The organism is Flagellimonas sp. 389, assembly GCF_018449435.1.
Classification (GTDB): Bacteria; Bacteroidota; Bacteroidia; order Flavobacteriales; family Flavobacteriaceae; genus Flagellimonas.
The window spans coordinates 1-24,373 of sequence record NZ_JAHCMU010000019.1 but is presented as its reverse complement, the minus strand read 5'-3'; the positions used below and the strand labels follow the sequence as shown (position 1 = coordinate 24,373).

The following is a 24,373-nucleotide window of genomic DNA, read 5'->3' as shown; positions in this document are numbered from 1 at the left end:
TTGTTTGATTGCAACGTGATAAATCCTATTTTTGTTCTAGTTTGGCTCAGTTTTTGGGCTCAAACTTACATATATTTTTTGTTCTGTTGATTGGGGATTACAATATTTTTAACCATTGCAGAACGCTTTAATTACGCAGTTCTTATGAATAAAAGTCAGTTAGCTTTTTTTACTTTTCTATTTATCTTGCTTTCTTTGACTTCATTTACCAAAAATGATACCGAAGTACAAACAAAGGATAAATTCGTCGTTGTCTTGGACGCTGGACATGGTGGGCATGATCCAGGTAACCTGGGAAACGGTTATCTTGAAAAAAATATTGCACTTAATATCGTTTTAAGAACTGGTGAGGAATTGGAAAAAAATCCTGATGTTAAGGTCATTTATACAAGAGACGATGATACTTTTATTCCGCTGGTAAAAAGAGGGAAAATTGCCAATGATGCAAAGGCAGATCTTTTTGTATCTGTTCATTGTGATTCACATTCTTCAGATGCCCATGGTGCTGGAACTTTTGTCTTGGGGCTTCATGCAAATAGACAAAACTTTGAAGTTGCCAAAAAGGAAAACTCAGTAATATACCTAGAGGATAATTATGAACAACAATATGCCGATTATGATATAAATTCTCCAGAATCTGTAATTGGATTGACCATTATGCAAGAAGAATTCCTAGATCAGAGTATTTTACTTGGAAAAGCACTTCAGGATAACTTTACCAAACAATTAAAAAGAAAAGATAGAAAAGTAAAACAAGCAGGGTTTATTGTACTTCATCAAACCTTTATGCCCAGCGTATTGGTAGAAACAGGATTTTTGACCAATAAAAATGAAGGAAGCTATTTAAATTCAAAGAAAGGACAAAGTGAAATGGGCAAGGCCATTGCACAAGCAATTTTAGCGTACAAAAAAAGCGTAGATACAGGACTGGACATAGCTGATAAAGTTAATAATAATGAAGATACTCCTATCGTTGCTGATATTTCTAAAGAAGCTGAAAAACCAAAAGAGAAAGCGATAGAAAAAGAAGTTACCGCTACTACCAATTCAGAAGCAAAAAAAACGGAAACTACAGATACAACCTCAAATTCAACTTCTTCGAATGATACAGGTGTGGTTTTCAAAGTACAACTAATGGCCAGCGCAAAGAACATTCCACTCACGGGAGCCAATTTTAATGAATTGGATATGTTGTCCAAGGAACCCTTTAAGAATTTGTATCGTTACATGTATGGTAACGCAAGTACCTATAACGAAGCAAAACGCTTAAAAACGAAAGCGGATGCCAAGGGATATACATCCTCTTACATTGTTGCTTACAAAGATGGTGTAAGGGTTTCATTATCAGAGGCCATCAAATAGGAATGATCAACTGTGGTTACCTTCCCGAAAATATTCCTAATTTTGTTTAAATCATAAACTGAGTCTTTTGAAACTAACCAGGGAAATTAAAACTGGGATTATAGTGATCGCAGGAATACTCGCAGTAATTTTTGGATTAAGTTATCTAAAATCCTCATCGTTTTTTGAAGACACTAAGATTATCTATGCAGTTTATGACAATGTCGGAGGACTGCAGCCAGGAACTCAAGTATCTATAAACGGATTTGCTGTTGGAAATATAACCGATATCCGTTTCAAGGATGACTCCGGTAAATTACTCGTTACACTCTCTATCGGCAATGATTTTGAATTTTCTTCGAACAGTCGTGCGGAGTTATATGACACTGGTATCATTGGAGGAAAAGGAATTCAAATTAAACCGGTATTTGATGGTGCCCCTATAGTGAAGTCTGGGGATACTCTTGCAACAGAGACCAAACCAGGTCTTACTGAATTGGTACAACAAAAGTTGACACCCTTGCAGATGAAGGTCGAAGGAGCGGTTTCCCATGCAGATTCACTTTTACTCAAATTTAATTATATATTGGACGAGAAAACTAGATTTGAATTGAAACAAAGTATAGCTGGACTCAATGAATTGGTCTCTAGTTTTAAAGGAAGTGCGGACAAGTTGAATACCTTGTTGGACAATAACACAGAGCAGTTGGACAATTCATTGAAAAATGTGGATAACATCACTACCAATTTTTCTAAACTTTCAGATTCTCTGGCAAATGCAGGTTTATCGGAAACGGTTACTAATTTTCAAACCACCGTGGAAAGATTAAATAGTGTCCTAGGAAAAATTGAAAAAGGTGAAGGTTCTTTGGGAAAACTTACCCAAGACGAAAAATTATACGATAATCTTAATGCAGCCTCAAGAGAGTTAGATCTTTTGTTACAGGATTTCAGGTTAAATCCTAAAAGATATGTCAACGTATCTGTTTTTGGAAAGAAACAAAAGGAATACGAACTTCCCGAGGATGATCCTGCCGCACAAAATCAAAACTAAACTATGGAGTATTTGCCCAACATACTTTTTGCACTCGCCCTTATTGCGGGGATAGGTTTTTTTTCTAGAAATGTAAAAAGGCTCTCTAGAAACATTAAGCTGGGAAAAGCGGTTGAGGTAAACGATAATAAATCACAACGTTGGACCAACATGGCAAAAATTGCTTTAGGTCAGACAAAAATGGTAGTTCGCCCAATAGCAGGACTCATGCATATCATCGTGTATGTTGGATTTATCATTATAAATATTGAGGTCTTAGAAATTATTATCGACGGACTATTGGGAACGCACAGGGTATTTGCTCCATTGGGAGCACTGTATAATTTCTTGATAGGCTCTTTTGAAGTTTTGGCTTTCTTGGTTATTGTAGCTGTTGTGGTTTTTTGGATTAGAAGAAACGTTATCAAATTAAAAAGGTTCCTAAAACCAGAAATGGAAGGCTGGCCTAAAAAAGATGGGAACCTTATTCTATATATTGAATTGGTACTCATGTTTTTATTCTTGACCATGAACGCTGCTGATTTTCAATTACAGCAAATGAATGCTGAGCATTACACGAAGGCTGGTGCTTTTCCAATTAGTCAGTTTATCGCACCACTTTTTGATGGTATGTCAATTTCAAGTTTGGTTTTAGTGGAGCGTACTGCATGGTGGCTTCATATTCTGGGGATATTGGCCTTTTTGAATTACCTGTATTATTCCAAACACCTTCATATTTTATTGGCATTTCCAAACACCTATTATGGGAAGTTGAAGCCTAAAGGAGAGATTGATAATGTTGAAGCAGTGACCAATGAGGTAAAATTGATGATGGATCCCACGGCTGACCCTTTTGCCGCTCCAGCTGAAGATACTGCAGACCCTGAAAAATTTGGGGCTTCAGATGTGATGGATTTAAACTGGGTACAGTTGCTCAATGCATATACTTGTACCGAGTGTGGTAGATGTACTTCGGAATGTCCTGCAAACCAAACTGGGAAAAAGCTTTCTCCCAGAAAAATAATGATGGATACCCGTGACAGGCTAGAGGAAGTTGGGAAAAACATCGACGCCAATAATGGAGAGTTTGTTTCTGATGGAAAACAATTGTTGAACGACTATATCACCCAAGAGGAATTGTGGGCATGTACCACATGTAATGCATGTGTAGAAGCATGTCCCGTAAGTATAGATCCATTGTCCATTATAGTTGAAATGAGAAGGTTTTTAGTAATGGAGCAGTCCGCGGCGCCATCTGATCTTAACAATATGATGGGGAATTTGGAAAATAATGGAGCCCCATGGCCTTTTAACCAAATGGACCGACTAAACTGGACGCAAGAATCTTAAAGAGAAATTAAATGGCAAATGAAATGAACGTACCCACCATGGCTTCGCTTTTTGCTGAAGGAAAACAGCCCGAAGTGCTATTTTGGGTCGGTTGTGCAGGAAGTTTTGATGATAGGGCAAAGAAAATTACGAAGGCTTTTGTGAAAATATTGAATAAGGCCAATGTGAGCTTTGCAGTATTGGGTACCGAAGAAAGTTGTACAGGTGATCCAGCTAAAAGGGCGGGAAATGAGTTTTTGTTTCAAATGCAAGCAGTTACCAATATTGAGGTTATGAATGCTTACGAAGTTAAAAAAGTGGTTACGGCTTGCCCACATTGCTTCAATACCATTAAAAATGAATACCCAGGATTAGGGGGGGACTATGAGGTGATACATCACACCCAATTTTTGAAGCAGTTGCTTGATGAAGGAAAAATTTCTCTAGAAGGAGGTACTTATAAAGGAAAACGGATCACATTTCATGACCCATGCTATTTAGGTAGGGCCAACGATGTGTTTGAAGCTCCCCGTGAACTTATTCAAAAATTGGATGCGGAATTGGTCGAAATGAAAAACTGTCGGAAGCGTGGATTATGCTGCGGTGCCGGTGGAGCTCAAATGTTCAAAGAAGCGGAAGCGGGAGATAAAGAAGTGAATATAGAGCGAACCGAACAAGCACTAGAGACACAACCCGAAATAATAGCCGCTGCTTGCCCATTTTGTAATACCATGATGACGGACGGTGTTAAGAACAAAGAAAAAGAAGCCAGCATCAAAGTTATGGATGTGGCGGAGCTTATAGCCAGTGCAGAAGATTTATAATAGATATCCATCAAAATGAAACACTTTTTCAAATACACATTGCTACTTTCTTCTTTTATTTTGCTAGTTGCATTTATCGCAGAAGACAAGTTAAAGGATGATCTTTTGTTCTATGCCTCCTTTGATGAAGGTACATCTGCAGATATTGCAGTAGGCGACAATGCTATTTATACTGCCGAACTTAGAAAGAATATGCAGGATGCAAAACCTGGTCTTTTGAATCCAGATGTGGTTTTGGCCAAGGGAGTAGGTCTGTCTGGAGATGCTTTGGATTTCAAGAAAAGGAGTAGAATGGTTACTTTTTTCAAAGCAGCGGAAAATATGGGGTATTCCAAAGAAAATTGGAACGGCGCTGTGTCATTTTGGTTGCAACTAGATCCAGCTAAAGATTTGGAACCTGGCTATTGTGATCCTATTCAAATAACCGATGTCAATTACAACGATGCAGCACTTTGGGTGGATTTTACCAAAGAGAATCCAAGAGATTTTCGTTTGGGAGTATTGGGCGACATAGAAGTATGGAATCCTAAAAAACTAGGTCCAGATGAGAATCTTGATTATTTAAGACGATTGGTTCCCGTAAAACAGCCTCCTTTTAAAAGAGGTGAATGGACACATATAGTTATTAACTTTTCAGGATTGAATACTGAAAATGGAAGTTCGGAACTGTTTGTTAATGGAGAAAGTAAAGGAAAAGTTCCTCCAATAAAAGACCCTTTTACTTGGGATGAAGAAAAGGCAAATATCCTATTAGGACTTAGCTATATTGGTTTGTTTGACGAACTTTCCGTATTTAACAGACCGTTGAATACCGATGAAGTTGAACGTATTTATAATGCGAAAGACGGTTTAAAATCCCTTTTAAAATAATTTTAGAACACATAATTAAAACGTTTTTATGTTAGTCCCTTTTGATAAACTTCCCGACGATTCCAGAATTTGGATTTACCAATCCAATAGAAGCTTTAGAGATGCTGAACTTGAAGAAATTCAAGAAAAAATGGGGCGGTTTATTACAGAATGGACAGCCCATGGTAGCCAATTGGAAGCAGGATTTGAGATTAAGTACAAAAGATTTATAATTATAGCACTAGATCAGTCGAATACTGGAGCATCTGGTTGCTCTATTGACGCTTCCGTTCATTTTATTCAGGGGTTGGAACAACAATATGATGTGACACTTTTGGATAGGATGAATGTATCGTTCAAGCAGGGCGAGTACATTACTTATAAGTCCTTGAAAGATTTTAAAAAAATGGCCAGGGAAAAAGCAATTTCCAGTAATACCATTGTATTTAATAACCTGGTGGCCAATAAACTTGAATATCTAGAACATTGGGAAGTTCCTGCCAGTGAGAGTTGGCATTCAAGGTTTGTTTCGTAAAATATCCCTTAAATTATCTTAATTACCATGCTTTCTTCGATGAAAAGCAATATTTTTAGCAGCATTAAGTTGATGTCTTAGACAAGATATTTATGCGCATAAATTTTTACTTCCCCCTTTTCTTTTTTCTTTTTTTTAAAATTCAAGGTCAAAACGACCCTTTAATTGTTTCTGATTCCCTTGCACAGTCCAGTTGGGTAGAGACCCAATATAGAAACATGTCGTTGAACGAGCGCATCGGTCAGCTTTTCATGGTGAATGTTGCCTCAAATCAAGATAAGGCTTCAACGGACAAGATATCGAAGCTCATTAAAGAACAGCACTTAGGGGGAGTTATTTTTTCAAAAGGAGGCCCAAATCGTCAAGCGAAACTCACTAATGCTTACCAGTCTGATTCTAAAATACCCTTATTGATTGGAATGGATGCCGAATGGGGCCTTGCCATGCGTTTAGATTCAACATATGCCTTTCCATGGAACATGACCTTGGGTGCCATTCAGGATAGTGCCATCGTTGAAAAAGTTGGTTTTCAAATTGGACAACATGCCAAAAGGCTAGGTGTCCATATCAATTTTGCACCGGACATCGATGTCAACAACAATCCCCAAAACCCGATTATTGGCAACCGTTCTTTTGGGGAAGATCCTGTAAACGTGACCCAGAAGGGAATCGCTTTTATGAAAGGAATGGAAAAGGCAGGTGTTTTATCATGTGGGAAGCATTTTCCCGGTCATGGCGATACGGCGACAGATTCCCATAAAGCCTTGCCAATTATCAATTCGACAAAAGAACAGTTGGATTCCATAGAATTGTATCCGTTCAAAAAATTGATAGAAAGTGGAATAAGTACCGTTATGGTAGCACATTTAGATGTGCCTAACCTTGAAAGTAGGGAAGGGCATCCATCATCACTTTCAAAGGATATAGTTTCTGGACTTCTTAAAGAAGAGCTATGCTTTAGCGGGCTTGTCTTTACAGATGCACTGAATATGAAAGCTGTCTCACAATTTGCAAATGAAGGAGAAGTAGAACTTGAGGCTTTCCTTGCAGGAAACGATATGTTACTCATGCCTGAAAATGTCATAAAAGCAAAGGAAAAACTCATAGAAGCATATAATACGGGAGTCATTACCGAGGAGCGCCTGTCTGCATCGGTCAAGAAAATATTGATGGCCAAGTATAAATCGGGATTGTATAATTACAAGCCTATACAATTGGAAAATCTTTATGAAGATTTAAACAGTTTGGAAAATGATATTATCTATGAAGAAGCCATTGAAAATGCAATCACGGTTGCAAAGAACAATTTTTCGTTGCTCCCAATAAAAAAACTGGAAAACAAGAAGATTGCCTATGTAAAGTTTGGTGATGACTCTGGCGAAGTATTTTTTGAAACATTATCAAAATATGCCAAAGTAACTCAAATTAATGCTAAAGATGTGGCGGGGTATAGAAACAAGCTCGCTGATTTTAATTTAGTGATTATTGGGCTTCATAAAAGCAACAAAAGCCCTTGGAAAGGCTATAAATTTTCTGAAAATGAACTTTTTTGGTTGCAAGAGATTTCTAGACTACGGACCAGCAACACCATACTCTCCTTGTTTGCGAAACCTTATGCACTTTTAGATGTCCTTAATTTCAAAACTATCGATGGAGTAGTTATAGCGTATCAAAACAGTGCAATAGCACAGGAAAAAGCAGCGGAAACAATCTTTGGTGCCATTGGTGCAAACGGAAAACTCCCCGTTTCTGCCCATGAAGAATTTCCAGTGCATACAGGAACAAAACTAAAATCGCTTCAGCGGTTGGGCTATAGTATCCCAGAACGGGTAGGGCTCAATTCCAGTAAATTGGCAACAGTTGATAGTCTGGTCAAAATTGGACTTGATTCTTTAATGTTTCCGGGAGCTCAGATACTGATAGCGAAAAAGGGGAAGGTTATTTACAACAAAAGCTTTGGTAAGCCCACCTATACAGCAACAGCGGGGATTCAGGAGTCACATATTTATGATTTGGCCTCCTTGACCAAAATTCTTTCGACATTGCCTATGATCATGAAAATGGAAGAGGAGGGTAAAATTGCACTGAACAATACTTTTGAAGAACTAATACCCGAGTACGAAGATTCGGAGTTAAAAGATGTAACCGTACTAAAGGCACTGTCGCATTATGGTCGACTTCCTGCTTGGATTGCTTTTTACATAAGCACTTTGAACAAGGAAAGAAAGCCTTCATCACAATTTTATAGGACCAAACCTACGGACGGATTTTCTAATAAAGTGGCTGAAAATCTATATATAACCGATGCTTACAAAGATTCCATTTACAATAGGATAGGAAGGCAGTCGTTAAAGTCCAATCGTTACCGCTATAGCGATGTAGCCTATTATGTGTTCAAAAAATATATTGAAGAGGCTTATGATAAACCCATAGATGAGTTGGTGAATGATTTTTTATATGGTCCTTTGGGTTTGCAACGTACATCCTTTAACCCATTAAATAAATTTAGTAAGGATGAAATAGTACCTTCTGAGGAAGATACTTACTATCGCTACCAAACTGTTCAGGGATATGTGCACGATATGGGAGCAGCAATGCAAGGTGGCGTAGGTGGACATGCTGGCCTTTTCAGCAATGCCAATGATGTGGTCAAGATTATGCAGATGTATTTGCAAGGGGGCTACTATGGCGGTCATCGTTTTTTTGATGAGCGAACGATAAAAAAATTCAACACCTGTTATTTTTGTCATAAAGATGTAAGGCGGGGAGTAGGTTTTGACAAGCCCCAGTTAAAGGAAAAAGGCCCAACCTGCGGATGTGTCTCTAGAAAGAGTTTTGGGCATAGTGGTTTCACAGGAACCTATACCTGGGCGGACCCTGAGGAAGAATTGGTATATGTGTTTCTGTCCAATAGAACCTATCCATCCGCTACGAACAGACTCTTGGTCAAATCTGGATTGCGAACAAGAATCCAGCAGGCCATTTATGATGCCATTATAGAATAGATCGTAAATTACATTAGATTTGTGAATATGAAAATAGCAATAGTTTGTTATCCAACCTTTGGTGGCAGTGGTGTTGTAGCCACGGAATTGGGCATAGCTTTGGCGGAAAGAGGGCATGAAGTCCACTTCATTACCTATAAACAGCCAGTGCGTCTAGACCTTTTAAACAACAATATCCACTTTCACGAGGTCAATGTTCCAGAATATCCGCTTTTTAGGTACCAACCTTATGAGTTGGCACTATCCAGTAAATTGGTGGATACCATAAAGCTTTTTGGAATAGAGCTTTTGCATGTACATTACGCTATTCCGCATGCTTATGCAGGGTACATGGCCAAAAAGATGTTATTGGAAGAAGGTATCTACATTCCTATGATCACAACACTGCACGGTACCGATATAACATTGGTTGGAAAACATCCTTTCTATAAGCCAGCGGTTACGTTCAGTATTAATAAATCTGATGTGGTCACATCGGTTTCGGAAAACCTGAAACAAAGCACTTTGAATATTTTTGATATCCAAAAAGAAATAGAGGTCATTCCCAATTTTATTGATACAACAAAATACAGTACGGAATATACCGATTGTCAACGCTCTTTGATGGCCGATGATGATGAGCGGATAGTAACCCATATCAGTAACTTTAGAAAAGTAAAGCATATACCGGATGTGATCCATGTTTTTGACCGTATCCAAAAAGAGATTCCGGCAAAACTAATCATGGTAGGCGAGGGACCCGAGAAGGAGATGGCCGAGAAGCTCTGTGATGATTTGGGGATAAAAAGTAAAGTTATATTCTTGGGCAATAGCAATGAAATCGATAGGATTTTGTGTTTTTCGGACTTATTCCTGTTACCATCAAAATCAGAAAGTTTTGGTTTAGCAGCTCTTGAGGCTATGATCAATAGGGTTCCTGTGATTTCAAGTAATACAGGTGGAATCCCAGAAGTTAACAAGCAAGGGGTTTCTGGATTTCTTGCAGATGTGGGCGACGTTACCGAAATGGCCTCAAAAGCTTTATATGTTTTAAAGGATGATGATATATTAAATGAGTTTAAGGAAAATGCTTACGAGGTAGCTTCTAAGTTTGATATCCTTAACATTTTACCCTTGTACGAAGAGGTCTATGAGAAGGCCTATAAGTCTAGATTTAAGAATTCCTATTAGATTGATTGTCATGAAAAGGTTTCTCTTACTGTACATTCTCGTTTCGTTGGTTTCTTGCAAAGCGCAAAATGCAGGTACGGCAGAATCATCTGAACAAGATGCTGATATTGTTTTGATAGATCAGGACAACTATAGTGGTATCTTAGAATATGATGCAATGGTGATAAAGGATACCAAATCTTTGAATAAATTCTATTCAAAAATCAATAGAACCAGAAAACCTGGACTTCCTGTACCAACTATAGATTTTTCCCAAAACATGGTCGTCATCATATGTATGGGCGAGCAGAAAGGAGGGGGACTTCCGGTTTTGTCGAAAACGGAAACACCTGAAGATAAAATGATAATCACTGTGAAAATACCTGATTATCAAAAGAATAAATCTACATCTGAAATTATTACATATCCTTTTTATCTCTATAAAACACCTACTGTTCTAAAACCGGTATCTTTCGAAAAAACAGAATTTTAAAGTCTATAAAGCCTCTGTTTTTGTCCACTCATCGATAATTGCAGCACTTGAAAGTATAAAGCATAGGGTTACATAAGCTAGAATTAATTTTGTTGGGATAATCCTCAAATCACTAATTATGAAAGCCGCAAAACCAATTATTTTGCTGTTGTCGTTTTTGTTTATGTCTGTTCTAACCGCTCAAGAGTTACAACTTACCAAAAAAGATAGTGTAGCTGAAAGCTTTTGGATGGTTACATTGGGAACCAATTTTGTTGATGACTCGGGCGATGAATTTAGAGAGCTTTTTGACTTTGAGGAAGGATGGAATACTGTTCCCTACCCATCAAGAATAAGTGTAGGACGGTACTTTAAAAATGGCTTGGGCTTAGAAGCCATTGGAAGTTATAACAGGTACAACGAAGGAAAAGTAGTTGACGATATTATCGCTACGGAGGACGTGGATTATTTTGGATTGGATTTTAGGGTAAGCTATGATTTGAATAAAATATTGGGAGATACTGGTTTTTTTGATCCATACGTGGGTATTGGGGCAGGATATACCGATGCAAATAATCAAGGTAGGGGGACGTATAATGCCATTGTGGGGTTTAGGACTTGGTTTTCCGACCATTGGGGATTAGATTTCAATTCTACGGGTAAGTGGACCATGAACACTGAAAATTCTACGAACCATGTACAACACGCAGTTGGTGTGGCTTACCGCTTCAACGTTGAAAAAGGACTTTCCAGAAAGGGAGAAGAAAAGCTTGCTTACTTAAAAGAGGTAGAAGCGCAACAACAACGTGTTAAAGATTCTATTGATGCCAAACAGGAAGCAGATGAGCGAGCTAGACGATTAGCTGAGCAGTTGGAACAAGAAAAAGAAGCAGCACGGCTAGCAGCCGAAGAAAAAGCAAGAAAAGCAGCCGAAGACGCCGAACGTTCAAAAATCATGAACGAAATTGAAAAATTGGGCAGTGTATATTTTAAACTAAACTCATCCTATTTGACCAAGAACGACAAAATGCTTTTGGACAAGCTTGTTGAGATTTTGGAGAACACGCCAACATTGATAGTTCAAATTGGCGCTCATACCGATTCCAGGGGAACAAATGAATACAATCAATGGCTATCGGAACGAAGGGCTAAACGCACAGTGGATTATGTCATATCCAAAGGAATACCTGAAGAACGAATAAAGTCTGGAGCTTTTGGGGAATCTAAATTGGTGAACGAATGTGATGATGCCACCCCTTGTTCAGAAGAAAAGCACAGTCATAACAGGCGTTCGGAAATCACAATAGTGGCTTTTTGATCGACCCTTAAACAATTGATAAATATAATAAATTCGTTGAAGTTGAAATCTGAATATTTGAAATAGAAAGAACATGTGACTTTTAAAATCTTATTGATTTTCGCTCAGTTTCTTTCATGATTTTTTGTGAATAATTTTTCCCTTTGATAAGAAAAATATCTTTGTTAATAACCTTGAAAGCTTTCACATCGAAAACATGTTCTTCTGTTGAATATAGGAAATCATTTACATACTTTTTTAGAAATGAATAATCGGTTGATTTAAAATCAACTTGCAATAGATTTTTAATCAGTGTGCTACTTTCCGAATCTTTTATTTTGGATATACCAAAATCAGGATTGTTTAACAAGGTTGTGCTGCGATTCTTTTTAGCCAATTCAAAAAACCTGTCTCTCAATGTGTTCAGTTTTTTAGTCTTTAAGTATTCTTTAAGCCTTATTTTATTTATTTCGAATGCAGCTTGTAGATTTACACCTAAGGAAGGTTTCTTATATACTATTCTATGTTCATAATTATAGATGTTATTTGACCATCTTCGCTTATAGTCCATTCCGCCAACTCCCATTTCAAATAAAATGTAATCGTTTTTTAAGCACCATTCGAGTTGCTTGTATATTTCCACATGCCCTAAACCAAATTTGGAATAATCAATATCATAAGAAGAAATAGTGCTAAAAAGAATTTTATCAAAATGATAATTGAGTGATATTTCAATAGGCTCATCACCATTATAGATTACAAACAAAGATGCTTTCCCAGAAATGATAAGTGGCAATGTTCGCTCCAAAATGTCATCCCACTCGCCTATATTTTTGTGAATCTCATCACGCTGTTTGAATCTCTTGGTGAGCATATTATACAATGCCTCCATTAAGAAGTAATATTCGTCCTTTTCAATTTTTGTATGATAAAGTCGATATTCAATGTTGAAACAAGTTTCCAGTCGTCTCACGTACCTTCGAATGATACTTCGATACTTCGATTTAAACTGAAAATCCAAATACTCATCGATTGTTTTAACTGAATTCAGAAAAACGGAATAGCCCCAATTTTGTTGGGCAATGGCCTTTGTCCTATATTCTTTGTTCCTAAGGTTGAACTTAAAGTAACTAGGGGTCAATCTCAAGGAATGGACAGATTTGGAGTATGGATCGCTCGTTTGGGTATCGATATTTCCTAAGCTAACTTGTTCTCCTAAATAAAGGATCTCTGAACAGATTTCTGAGACCTTTTTTGTCTTTATTAGATAAGAAAAGAATTCTAGATTTTTCATGAAATTTATCGGCTATCCATCTTAAGACAGTTTCAAATTGAGGTTATTAAAACCTTTTGTATTCTTTTATTGCTTTTTAGATAATAACAACTGGGGTTTTTTAATTCTAAGTAAACCTCTATTTCTTGTACATATTCTTGATTTTTATGAATGAAATAGTTTATGGAATTTATTATGAAAGAGTCCTGAATATTGTCGATTGGTATTCGCTTTAATTTATTTATTGAAGGCATTTTAAAATTATCATCAATTATTCTTACTTCCTCTTTTCTTACAAGATTTTTGAACTCATGTGAGTTGCGGTAACGGTATTTTATAAATTTCCCATACCATAAATGAAATTTTAGTTTCTTAAGAACCTGTATAACACTATACCTTAGTTTTAGGAAGGCGAGCCTTACATATACCAAGATCATGGCATGTAAGGATTTGGAATCATAAATAAGTTGCTCTTCATAAATATATGTCTGGTCAACCCATTTTCTTTTATGGAAAAAATCTCCTCTTCCCATGTCAAAGAGCTTAAAATTGTTCTCATATGCCCATTTTACATGGTTGACCATATTTATATGTCCAAGGTTAAACATGCAGTAGTCAATGTCATAGCAACTGTTCCAATGAAAAATAATATGTTCATCAATAAAGTTCAATGATATGTTTATCGGTTTCTCCCCATCATAGATTACAAAGATGCTGGCTTTTTTCTCCAAAATCAACGGATACATCGTTGCACGATATGTTTCTAAAAAGGGCAATTCGAAGTTCCTTTCCTTTTTTTGGATAAATCGCCTTTCCGTCATCTTTAAGAGTGTATTAAAAAGACGGTTATATTCTTCCTTTTCAATTTGCCCATAATAAATCTTGTATACCGGTCTGATACACAAATCCAACCTTTTGCGGTATCTACGTAATTGGGAGCAACGGGCCTTGCGAACTTTAGTGTCCATATAGTCCTCAAAATCTTTATAGGAATTGAGATTGATTAAATAGCCAGTATATAAAGGAATGTCCAGTATACTAATTGAGCTATCCTTTGATTCGATTTCCGTTTTGAAATAATCTGGCATATCATAGATGGAATAGGCCTTGTTTTCAAATTCTGGCACTTCTTTATTTTGAGAAGTATAGACTACTTTCTTTGAAAGTACTTCGGTAATTTTTCGGTAAAATGAAGGAAAGTCGTTACCTTCTAGGAAAAAATCGAAAAAGTAGCAAAGTCGAACATATTTTGCTTTCTTCAGAAACCTCATATCTTGTTGGGTTTGTAAAAAGATAATCCAAAGGTAACCGCAAAGTAGCGGATTTCATTAGATTTTTCCATATGATGGCCTAAAATTCGATACATGAACCAAGTCATTGTATCATTAAAGTCTTTACGTTCGATTTTCCCCTAATTTGAAAATAAAATGGCTTTTTTTCAGACTTGTATATTGTAATATCATCAAAGGATTCTTGGGTGATAAATAAAAAATCGTTGACTGTTTTTCTTAAAAAGGAATAGTTGCTGTCATTTTCTATATCGATAGGGGAGAGTGAGTCATGTTCTATGGGTAGATAGTTGATACTGACCAAAGTTGGTTTTTGGGAATTTTTTTGATGAAGTAAAGTAAATAGGTGCTTTTTGAGTTTTTTATAGGGTGCATCTAACTTAAGGGATTTTAATGTTTTGATCAATCGTTGATACGCCGAACCCGATACAATCAAAAATGAAGATAATATTCTAGAGTTTATTGATTTCGTATCATAAATAATATGATTTTCACAGTAATACGTATGAGTCGCCCATTTTTTTTTATAATAGCCATACCCCTTTAATAAGTCATACGCTTCAAATTCTTGTTGATAAAACCATTCTGCGTTTTTCAACATTTCGATGGAACCCAAATGGAATTTAGCATAATCAATATCATAAGAGCTAAGTATATAGTAGGCGATATTTTTATATCTCATGTTGATCCTTATGCTTATTGGTCTGTGTTTGTCATAAATCACAAATAGATTGGCCTTTTTATTCCTAATCAAATCGAATAAAACCGCACGGAACTCGCCTAGATGTTCTAGCTCATAGTTTGCTTCTTTTTTTTGTTGAAATCTACGAACCAACAAATCCTTTAGCACATCGAACAAATGATGGTATTCAGCTTTTGTAATGTTCCCATAATACATTTTGTAACGTATGTCAAAACACTTTTCCAATCTGTTCGTATATCTCCTAAAATTGGATTTGCTTTTTGGGCTAAAGCTTTGGTCTAGATAATCGTCGAAAGTATTGAAATGATCAAAACGAATTAGATAACCTTCAACTGTGGGTATTGTTTTTAGTTTGAGATTTTTGGGAGGATATGCTTGAAGATAACCAGGGATATCTTTTACAAAGAATACGTTGTTGTTGAAATTTGAATTGTTAGCAGGGTTATTGTAAAGTTCCCCACTAAATCCGGTTAGCCGTTCATAAAAAGGCGAAAGGTCATACTTGCTCAAAAAGCTTCTTAAAAATATTACCCTTCTTATTTTGGACGACATCCCCATAACCTATTAAATTTCGAATGCTATTCTATGGGACTTTTTTTTACTCTTTATAATAAATGATTTGGGACTACTTGACAATTTCACTATTTTGATATGGTCCAACGATTCTTGGTTTGCATACAGAAAATCATAAACAGTTTTCCTTAGGAAATCATACTCTGGATCATCCAACCGAATAGGAATTAAGATTTCATTTATATTAGATTCAATATATGGGTAAATTACCATTCGCTCATTCTGTGACTTTTGCTTCGAAAAGTAAGCGGATATAAGTCTTTTGTAGTCCATTAGTTTATGAAAAAGCAAATCAAATTTGAGCCTTTTTAGAAGCCTTACGACGTTATAAAACGACATTATCCATGTTGAAAGGAACATACCTTTTATAAATCCTGACAACGATTTGGGATTATATATAATATGTTTTTGAAAACAGTACGAGCCATCTGCCCATTTCATTTTGTATTCATATTGTCCTTTCAGTAAATCAAAGATTTCAAAATCATGTTTAAAATACCATTCCAGTTGTTTGATGAAGTCAATAAAGCCTAAATAAAACTTAGAGTAGTCAATGTCATAGCTTCTAATATACCCATATATAATTTTATCATAAATAATATTCATACAAATACTAATAGGCTTTTTATCATGAAAGATTACAAAGAGAACGGCCTCTTTTTTGTTAATAAGGGGGAATGCGATTTCTTTATACACACTCCACCGTTTTAAATCGTCGTTTTCCATGCCCTTTTGCGAAAAACGGCGAGTGATCATTTTAAGGAATTCATCAAAAATAGTGGTGAACTCTTTTTCTGTAATCTCTCCGTAATACGTTTTATACTCTACATTAAAAGCAGTTTCCAAACGTTTTTCGTAAGTTCTGAACTGTGATCTTTTCTTAGCACTGAAGTTTTGCTCTAAATAGTCCTTTAAACCTGTGTAATTCTTTAAAAGAATCGTAGACCCCTTGTAGGTGTCGATGATATTTAGTTTCCAACTTTTCCCGTTTTGATTTACAGTAGCCTTTAAATAACTGGGGAAATCATGAATGCAAAATGGCCCGCCAGATTGTTCTTTAAGTTCAACAGTAGTCCTGAATATTATTTTTTTAGTCAATAAATTCTCAATTTCCTTGTATAACGGAGGCATGTCCCTTTTTTCCAAAAAACTATGAAGGAAATCGATTTTTCTTCTGTATTTAGGTTTACTAGATTTTGGCATTATACATTATATGGTTTTCTCGACTACAATCGTTGCGTTCCACGTTTTATCCAATATCGCAATTTATCAAACTGGAACAAATTACCAACAATACCTTTATTTCTTAGGTATTGGATTAATTTCAATTTTAGCATAACCATACTGGAGGATAATCGACCAAACAGTGAGTCGCTGTTATAATAAACATGGTACATAAAACGGTATTCGTAGTTGCACCATTTTTGCTTATTGTATGTTTTGCCCATTGACAGGTCAAAAATTGAAATTTTGTTGTCCAAACACCATTCTATATTCGCGAACATATTGATGTCTCCCAGATTATACTTTGAATATTCAATGTCATATGTGTGTATATGACTAAAAACAATATCTCCCAAATGAAAGTTCAAAGTTATCGATATAGGTTCCTTTTCATTGAAAATAACATATAGCGAGGCATCACCATTAAGAATTTTTTGATAAGTTTCTTCGTGGAGTTTCTGCCAATCCATTAAATATCTATTATACACTTTCTTTTCGCGGAAACGTTGTTCCAAGAGGATATAAAAACGGTCAAAAATTAAGTCATAGTCAAACTTGTCAATTTTTTTGTGATAGCATTCGTATCTTATTTGGTATTCCCCATGAAGTTTATTCCGTTTGGAAAATAGATTTTTTCTATTTCTTTTGTTCAGATTGTCAATTAGATAATCCTTTATGTCTTGGTATCTTAAAAGATTGATTAAAAAACCTTTATATTGAGGTACTTTTTTACATTTATACGAATGACTTTCTTGTCCGATGACTTCTATATAATCAGGTATGTCCTTGACTATGATGACCTTACTGTTAATGATGTTCAAAAAACTGTTTTCAGTTAAAACACTCTTTTGGGTAAGATGGTTTTTAAGTCTTGGATTATATAATGATGTAGTTTTCTTTTCCAAGAAAAGGTCAAAAACAAATTGGACTTTATGTACTAAAAAAGGGTTACTTATCATTAAAACTAAACATCAATTTCGTGGAGAGTCTATTGATTTTTAAAATTTTTCTGCTTAAAGCGGATATAAAATCCAATAGATTTTAGGTCAATACCACTTCCACCGTTGATTTTTTCCCCTTTATTAAAAATAGACCTGGCTTTTCCATAATCCTATATGGCATTGCATCGGCTTTTCTTTCAGAATATCGATATAAAAAATCATAAAATAAAGATCTATGTTCAGGGTTGCCATTATCTTCAAGATTAATTGCCAAGAGTGACTCCTGCCTATATTTTTTTGGACTCTCGTTAAAGTAATAGTTAGTTTCGTTGTGTTTTGAGATGTTTCTATTATGCATCCGAAAGGCTACCTTATGAAAAATTTCGGAAAAGTTGTTCTTCCTTAGAAATTGTTTTACGTTGAACAAAGCATATAATGTATGGGCAAGAATTGAAGCCAAAAAAGAATTCGAATCGTAGTAAATATGATATTCAAAATTATATGACTTCGTTGACCATCTCTGTTTATAACCGAAATGGCCTTTAGAAAAATCGAGCGTTTTGAAACCTTGAGCTATGCACCACTGCAATTGTCCCATAAGACTTGTTGTTCCTAACCTAAACTTGGCATAATCAATATCAAAAGTACGTATAACATCAATGGCTGTGTTTTTTGAAAAATTAAGAAGTGTGATCGCTATTGGTTTTTTCTCATCGTATACTACAAAAAGTGCCGCTTGTTTTTTTAAAATCATTGGAAATGTTACCTTCTTGTAAAAACTCCATTCTTTTGGATTTAGATTATTGTTTCTTACCCTTTTATTCAGAAACCGCTTTTCCAACAATTTTTTGAAACAGTCAAAAATGAACTCATATTCATTTTCTGTAATATCTCCATAATACATTTTATAGTGTATATTAAAGGATAATTCTAGTTTTCTTCTATACAACCTGAACTTGTACCTGCTTTTCTTGCTGATAGCATGACACATATAGTTTTCTAAACTTGAATGCCTGGATAATTCGCATAGATAGCCTCTATATTGTTCACTATCCAATCTTTTTATCCTATATTTTTTAAAGTCCTTTTTTAATTCTACTCCCTTGTGTACATCGTAAATTAAGAAAACCTTCCCTTTATGCTCATTAGACTTTGGGAGTGATGGAGTATATGATATTCCTTTTGTATTGGTTTTGCCTGTATTCCAATATAGAGGCAGAAGATTGTGTTTTATAAAAGAAACTGGACCAAAAAAATCGAATGAAATACTGGGCGCACCTTTATTGAAATGTGTTATCCAAGTTGATATAAATGGTTCGGACAAATACAGATCACTTTCCATACTGGGGCTTGGTTTTCAGTTACTACTTTTAAAGCTCATATTAAATACTCAAATAAACAAGTCTATTTGTAGACTTCACCTTTCAATATTTTTGATATATCCCTAGAGAGCTTATAAGAGAATTTTTTGGCACTTTTGGAAATCAAATGTGAACCATCGTATGTTTTGTATTCATTTGGAAGTTTAGAATAATTAAGGTAAAGTACTTGATGCTTTTTTGAAATACTGTCAAACTTTTTATCAAATTCCCCCCACAAGTCATCTTCCATAGCAATAATATCGGAATCGGCAGGTAACCGTATTACAAAAACCTTTCCTTTGGTTTTAAGATACTGGATAATATCTACAAAGCTATCTATTCGGTATTGAGAGATTCTTTCAATTTTTATTTTTTGCCTATATTTTCTTAGCGTAAGTGATTTCCAATGTGAAATATCGCTTTTCGTTATAGTGTCGGATTCGGTTTGGGCCTTGACTTCATTCCAACCACTTAGATGTGGCATATGATACTGCCAGGTATTTGGATAAAAGACGTTATACAAAGGCTGTGCATAACAGTTTGTAATGTAATCATAATTTGGGGCAGAGGTAAAATTGTTTATTTTACCCATTACAGTTTTTTTATCAAAATTTAGTATGTTTTCCACTCCCATACCCTCGGGGGCAGTAAAACTACCTGGGGAAATAGCAAGTATGAAAAGTCCATTATCGGAAGTTCCTTTTAGTTTTTTTTGTATAGCATTTAAATATACCTTACCAAAAGAAGATTGATTGGTTGCAAAGTTTACAATTGGTTGTCCCATATCGAACTCCTCCAACTCTTTTTCAAGAATATAAGGCGCAATTCCTTGGTCAGCTCTGGACAACCCCATAATTAAACCACCGGCTTCTTGGGTAAACTTGTTATAATACCAATCTACGTAACCTTGCGAAAGTTTGTGAACAAAGTAGGAATAGAATCCCATCAACACCAAACAAAAGACACTTATGTTAATTAGAAATTTTCTCATAAGTGGAATTAAAATTGAAAATAGATAAATGTATGCTGCCTATTAATTGCGAATAAGACAATAATGATGATGTAACTCGTATAGAGAGTCCATCTTTTTAGCAAAGGTTTATTTATTACAAATTCATGTATTCTGTTGTTTCCTTTTATGAAGTGAACCCATTGAACGCTTAAAATCAGTAAAAAACAAAGACCAAGTTCAAAATAATTCCCTAAGATGTTTATATGCAAGTTTGTAATCAAGAACATATTTTCTAGATATAGTAGTGCATGCTCAATAGAAGGTGAACGAAAAAATACCAATGAAAACATGAGGTATGACATCGTTATAATCCATCCTCCCACGTTTACAATTCCTTTGGCTATTCCTAATCTACTAAAAACCTTTCTTCTAATACGGCTTGTTGCGGCTTCCACGATTAAAAGGAACGCACTTAAGAGTCCCCAGATCACAAAAGTCCAATTGGCGCCGTGCCAAAGTCCAACAATGAAAAATATGATAAGGACATTACGGATTAGTATCGGCTTCTTTACTATATACCCTCCCATAGGCTTATACAGATAATCCTTTAACCATAACATAAAGGAAATATGCCATCTGTTCCAAAAAGAAGCTGAAGAAGTTGCAAAAAGAGGTTTATTAAAGTTATGCATCAAATTGTACCCCATTGTATGGGCAACCCCAATAGCGATAGCTGTATACGCAGAGAAATCGTAATAGAGCTGTAATGGAAAAAAAAAGGTGCTGATCAACAAAGGTAGTCCATGATATAACTCTGGATCAGAATGGGCCCCGTCCACATACACTCCAAGTCTATCCGCTACAACTACTTTTAAGAAAAACCCCCAAGCAATGAGTATAAGCCCTTTTTTGATAGACTCTGGATTAGCAATGATTCTTTCCTTAAACTGAGGCAATAGCCTCCCAGCTCGTTCTATAGGACCAGCGACAAGTTGAGGGAAAAAAGCGACAAACAAAGCAAAACGGCCCAAATGCTTTTCTGGAACGATAGTTCCTCTATAAACGTCAATAGAATAACTGAGAGTTTGAAAAGTGTAAAAAGAGATACCAATTGGAAGTATTAAATCACTTACTGAATAGCTCCCGGCGTTCATACCATGATCAGGAGCGAGACCAAAGTAATTGAATATTTGACTTATTGAGGATGTAAAAAAGGATAAATACTTGAAAGTGAATAAAAGTCCAATATTTACCAAGATACTCAAGCCCAAAAACCATTTTTTAATTGATTCCTTTACATTCGCAATTTTAAGGCCGCAATAAAAATCGATTAAAGTAGAAATTAAAAGCAAAAGTAGTAAAGTTGGTTCATGGACCATGTAAAAATAGTAACTGGCAGATAATAACCACAACCATCTATACTTAGATGTAATTAGATAAAAACCAAAAACTACGACTGGAAAAAATAGTAGAAATTCAAAAGAATTAAATAGCATTTTGGGGAGCTTATTTTTAAAATACTGCTTAATAAATTATTAATTGTAGGTAAACTTACCTAAATTTCTATAATCCACTTTTAAAATAGGTTGAAAAGCGCTAAAGTTAGGTTGTTTGATATGTATTTAGAAATATTAAGAAATAGATTTTCATATGCTGGATGTTATAAATGAATGGTAAATAATTCGATTATTTGGCGCGGTAAAGCGGGAAAAAGTCTTTGACTTTTTTGTTTACGCCCATAATATTTTTTTTACACAAATCGCTATAGACGTTTTGGTCAACAACAAATTTCCATACTCCAAAATTTCTATAGTTTTTTGAGAAAGAGGATTTAAATTGAAAAAGTGAATCATTTTGCCCACCTAAACCTCCTCCCAGATTAAAAAAACGGTAATTCTCTTCAACACTATTCATTCTCATTTTATGTATAAGAAATCTTATGGGACTTATCTTCAAATGTTTCATCAAAGTCCCAGAGATGTGATATTGTACTATTGCACCATTTGTTTTCACAATAATAGCAGCGGCTATGGCTTTGTGGGTATCTTTCATGTGTATAAAAACTAATTCTGCTTGAAACTCCGAACTATTGACAAGTTTAAAAAAATAGCTTTCTTCAAAGTAGTATTCAGACCCTGCATCCACTCTATCCATATTTTCGTAATAAAGATTTACAAATTTTAGGATGTCTTTTTGGTGATTGCTTCTTTTGACATAGCATAATTTCTCTAGTTTTTTTAAATACCTTTTTGTGATTTTAGAGTATCCAGAAATTTGGTCAGATTCCTCTTGCATCAAATCTATATACACAACCTTCCCTAATTCATCTATATTACCTAGCTCTTTCAATACCTGTTTTTGATATGGAATAAATGGATTTAGTCTGGTGAAAACACTGACAATATTTTCATCATTAAGAAAAGAAGTCAACTTTAAATGAAAATCCCTAGGGTCAAACTCCTTGGTAATATTTTTGGTCAGTGGACCGGCATATCCATAAACCGAGGTTGCATCAAAATACTTAGTATTTTTTACTGGTCTAATTAACAGGGGCAACAAAATTGTTTTGTCCTGATTTCTATAAACAATCAGTTTTGGTTCTTCTTCCTCCAATTTCGATAGAGAATGGTAATCATGTGTATGATAAAAATCAAAATCCCCAACTTCTTTGAGTAAATGCAGCCATTGATTTTTATCCGTAACAACTTGTAATACAGAATTATCTTTGTGTACCATTGAGGGAACCATTAAACAAGTTTTTATAAAACTTTCCATCGGACAGAATACTATCTAGAGTCGGATGACTTCATTCAGATATTCTAATAATATGTATTCTTTCAACAATTTTTCAAATCTAAGCTATTATCTTTTCTTCACATGTGGACATTATACATAATTTGAGCTGAAATTGTCATTTTAATATCAAGAATCTTATTTGAATGTTAGTATTGAACGTTTTAGTGTAAGGTTTAGTCTGCATATATTGATTAAATAGCTTTCCGCTTTTATATGACTTGGTTTTGTAAACCATAATACAGACATACTTTTATAAATTCAAGGAAAGGTTTAAAACTCAATGTTCTTTTTATATAATCAGAATATGCATCTACGTTTGTATAAATGCTTTCTTTGAAAGAACAAGGATTTTTTATAGAATGCTATTTGTCGATTAAGGTTTATAAAGACTAGGTCGTAGCGATATTATTTAACAACCTGAAACCAATGTATTTCATAGTAATTTATTGCAGTTCGTAGATAAAAATTCTGTGTAGGTTTCAATAGCCCTAATTTTGATTTAGAAACAGTGTTATTTTGTGTATACAGTGTTTATGTCAGAAACCAGCCAATATCCTTTATTCCATGAAATCAAAATTACTTTCAACTTTCTTATTTTCTTTAGGAATCCTTTCTATAGGATTTTCGCAAGACTTGCATGATGATGCCAATGCAGCATCGGTGGCAAACGAAACAAACTCCACTTCGGGTTGGATCGGTAGTGCAACAGTTACCTCAAGTGCCGTAAATCCGCAATTAGGAGGGTTCAGTTTAAGTATAGCATCCACGGCCACAAATGGTAGATTGGTTGATTATAGGTTTACAGCTGCGGTTGGGCAACAATATACCATACGTGTTTGGGCAAGAATCGGTCCGTATGTTTCTGCAACGCCCTCTCCTGCATTTGCCGTTTGGGGAGGATTAGCAGGATTTTCCACAACTCCAATAACAAGTACCGATTGGACGGAGTATGTGTTCAATGTGACTGCGACAAGCTCTTCACCTAGGATAAGAATTTATACAGGAAATTCATCTACTTCAAGTGTGGCTGGAAATACAATTTTTGTAGATAATGTTTCTATTTTACCGATAGGAGCTGACACACAGGCACCCAATGCGGTGACCGACCTTTCGTCATCCAGCACCACTTCTACGGCAACGGACCTTTCATGGAGCGATCCCGGGGACAACGTTGGTGTGACGGACTATGAGGTCTTCCAGGACGGCATCAGTATCGGCAGCACGGGAGGTGCGACCACGCTCAACGTGACCGGTCTTTCGCCAAGTACGGCATACGCCTTCACGGTCTTCGCCCGTGATGCGGTGGGGAACACCTCGGCTGTGAGCAACACGGAGAACGTGAACACCCTGGCTGCTTCGGACACACAGGCACCCAATGCGGTGACCGACCTTACGTCCTCCAACACCACTTCCACGGCAACGGACCT

20 protein-coding genes are annotated in these 24,373 nt (G+C 35.6%); 11 read left to right on the top strand and 9 right to left on the bottom strand.

The annotated features are described in order from the left end of the window. Window positions 1–144 precede the first annotated feature (144 nt). The 10 genes from KIM67_RS15850 to KIM67_RS15805 all read left to right on the top strand — a co-directional run bounded on the left by KIM67_RS15850 (window position 145) and on the right by KIM67_RS15805 (window position 11,855). Window positions 145–1,362 (top strand): N-acetylmuramoyl-L-alanine amidase, encoded by a 1,218-nt coding sequence (locus KIM67_RS15850; protein WP_213832531.1) that lies wholly within the window; start codon window positions 145–147, stop codon window positions 1,360–1,362. 67 nt (window positions 1,363–1,429) lie between these two features. Beyond that, entirely contained in the window at window positions 1,430–2,395 is a 966-nt protein-coding gene (locus KIM67_RS15845) for an MlaD family protein (RefSeq protein ID WP_213832530.1), read from the top strand. A gap of 3 nt (window positions 2,396–2,398) precedes the next feature. Next, window positions 2,399–3,724 (top strand): (Fe-S)-binding protein, encoded by a 1,326-nt coding sequence (locus tag KIM67_RS15840; protein ID WP_213832529.1) that lies wholly within the window; start codon window positions 2,399–2,401, stop codon window positions 3,722–3,724. Window positions 3,725–3,735: 11 nt separating this feature from the next. Continuing rightward, on the top strand, window positions 3,736–4,527 hold the full coding sequence (locus tag KIM67_RS15835; protein WP_213832528.1) for a (Fe-S)-binding protein: 792 nt from the start codon (window positions 3,736–3,738) through the stop codon (window positions 4,525–4,527). A gap of 15 nt (window positions 4,528–4,542) precedes the next feature. Continuing rightward, the gene (locus tag KIM67_RS15830; protein ID WP_213832527.1) at window positions 4,543–5,397 is read left to right on the top strand and encodes a LamG-like jellyroll fold domain-containing protein; all 855 of its coding nucleotides are present in this window, start codon (window positions 4,543–4,545) and stop codon (window positions 5,395–5,397) included. A gap of 28 nt (window positions 5,398–5,425) precedes the next feature. After that, a complete protein-coding gene (locus KIM67_RS15825) occupies window positions 5,426–5,911 on the top strand; it encodes an ABC transporter ATPase (RefSeq protein WP_213832526.1) in 486 nt (161 codons plus the stop codon). Between the two features lie 92 nt (window positions 5,912–6,003). After that, complete coding sequence (locus KIM67_RS15820; protein WP_213832525.1) at window positions 6,004–8,916, top strand: glycoside hydrolase family 3 N-terminal domain-containing protein; 2,913 nt, start codon at window positions 6,004–6,006, stop codon at window positions 8,914–8,916. 27 nt (window positions 8,917–8,943) lie between these two features. Next, a complete protein-coding gene (bshA, locus tag KIM67_RS15815; protein ID WP_213832524.1) occupies window positions 8,944–10,086 on the top strand; it encodes an N-acetyl-alpha-D-glucosaminyl L-malate synthase BshA in 1,143 nt (380 codons plus the stop codon). A 10-nt stretch (window positions 10,087–10,096) separates the two neighbouring features. Beyond that, window positions 10,097–10,558, top strand: a complete 462-nt coding sequence (locus tag KIM67_RS15810; protein WP_213832523.1) for a hypothetical protein — start codon at window positions 10,097–10,099, stop codon at window positions 10,556–10,558. A 118-nt stretch (window positions 10,559–10,676) separates the two neighbouring features. Continuing rightward, on the top strand, window positions 10,677–11,855 hold the full coding sequence (locus tag KIM67_RS15805; RefSeq protein ID WP_250149288.1) for an OmpA family protein: 1,179 nt from the start codon (window positions 10,677–10,679) through the stop codon (window positions 11,853–11,855). Window positions 11,856–11,937: 82 nt separating this feature from the next. On the opposite strand, the gene KIM67_RS15800 is transcribed toward KIM67_RS15805, so the two are convergent. The 9 genes from KIM67_RS15800 to KIM67_RS15760 form a co-directional block, all read right to left on the bottom strand. Then, on the bottom strand, window positions 11,938–13,128 hold the full coding sequence (locus tag KIM67_RS15800; RefSeq protein WP_213832522.1) for a GNAT family N-acetyltransferase: 1,191 nt from the start codon (window positions 13,126–13,128) through the stop codon (window positions 11,938–11,940). A 32-nt stretch (window positions 13,129–13,160) separates the two neighbouring features. Next, window positions 13,161–14,378: a GNAT family N-acetyltransferase gene (locus tag KIM67_RS15795; protein ID WP_213832521.1), complete on the bottom strand. Its 1,218-nt coding sequence runs from the start codon at window positions 14,376–14,378 to the stop codon at window positions 13,161–13,163. A gap of 103 nt (window positions 14,379–14,481) precedes the next feature. After that, window positions 14,482–15,651: a GNAT family N-acetyltransferase gene (locus tag KIM67_RS15790; RefSeq protein ID WP_213832520.1), complete on the bottom strand. Its 1,170-nt coding sequence runs from the start codon at window positions 15,649–15,651 to the stop codon at window positions 14,482–14,484. Between the two features lie 12 nt (window positions 15,652–15,663). Continuing rightward, window positions 15,664–16,875 carry a GNAT family N-acetyltransferase gene (locus tag KIM67_RS15785; protein WP_213832519.1) on the bottom strand — a complete coding sequence of 404 codons (1,212 nt, stop codon included), beginning with the start codon at window positions 16,873–16,875 and terminating at the stop codon, window positions 15,664–15,666. 23 nt (window positions 16,876–16,898) lie between these two features. After that, the gene (locus KIM67_RS15780; RefSeq protein WP_213832518.1) at window positions 16,899–17,855 is read right to left on the bottom strand and encodes a GNAT family N-acetyltransferase; all 957 of its coding nucleotides are present in this window, start codon (window positions 17,853–17,855) and stop codon (window positions 16,899–16,901) included. An 82-nt stretch (window positions 17,856–17,937) separates the two neighbouring features. Then, entirely contained in the window at window positions 17,938–19,179 is a 1,242-nt protein-coding gene (locus KIM67_RS15775) for a GNAT family N-acetyltransferase (RefSeq protein ID WP_213832517.1), read from the bottom strand. A gap of 62 nt (window positions 19,180–19,241) precedes the next feature. Continuing rightward, window positions 19,242–20,189, bottom strand: coding sequence for a hypothetical protein (locus KIM67_RS15770; protein WP_213832516.1), 948 nt, complete (start codon window positions 20,187–20,189; stop codon window positions 19,242–19,244). Window positions 20,190–20,197: 8 nt separating this feature from the next. Then, entirely contained in the window at window positions 20,198–21,421 is a 1,224-nt protein-coding gene (locus tag KIM67_RS15765) for an MBOAT family protein (protein WP_250149287.1), read from the bottom strand. Window positions 21,422–21,836: 415 nt separating this feature from the next. Continuing rightward, entirely contained in the window at window positions 21,837–22,898 is a 1,062-nt protein-coding gene (locus KIM67_RS15760; protein WP_250149286.1) for a GNAT family N-acetyltransferase, read from the bottom strand. 612 nt (window positions 22,899–23,510) lie between these two features. Here KIM67_RS15760 and KIM67_RS15755 point away from each other — a divergent pair. Next, the coding region (locus KIM67_RS15755) for a fibronectin type III domain-containing protein (RefSeq protein WP_213832514.1) at window positions 23,511–24,373 on the top strand (863 nt) is incomplete at its 3' end.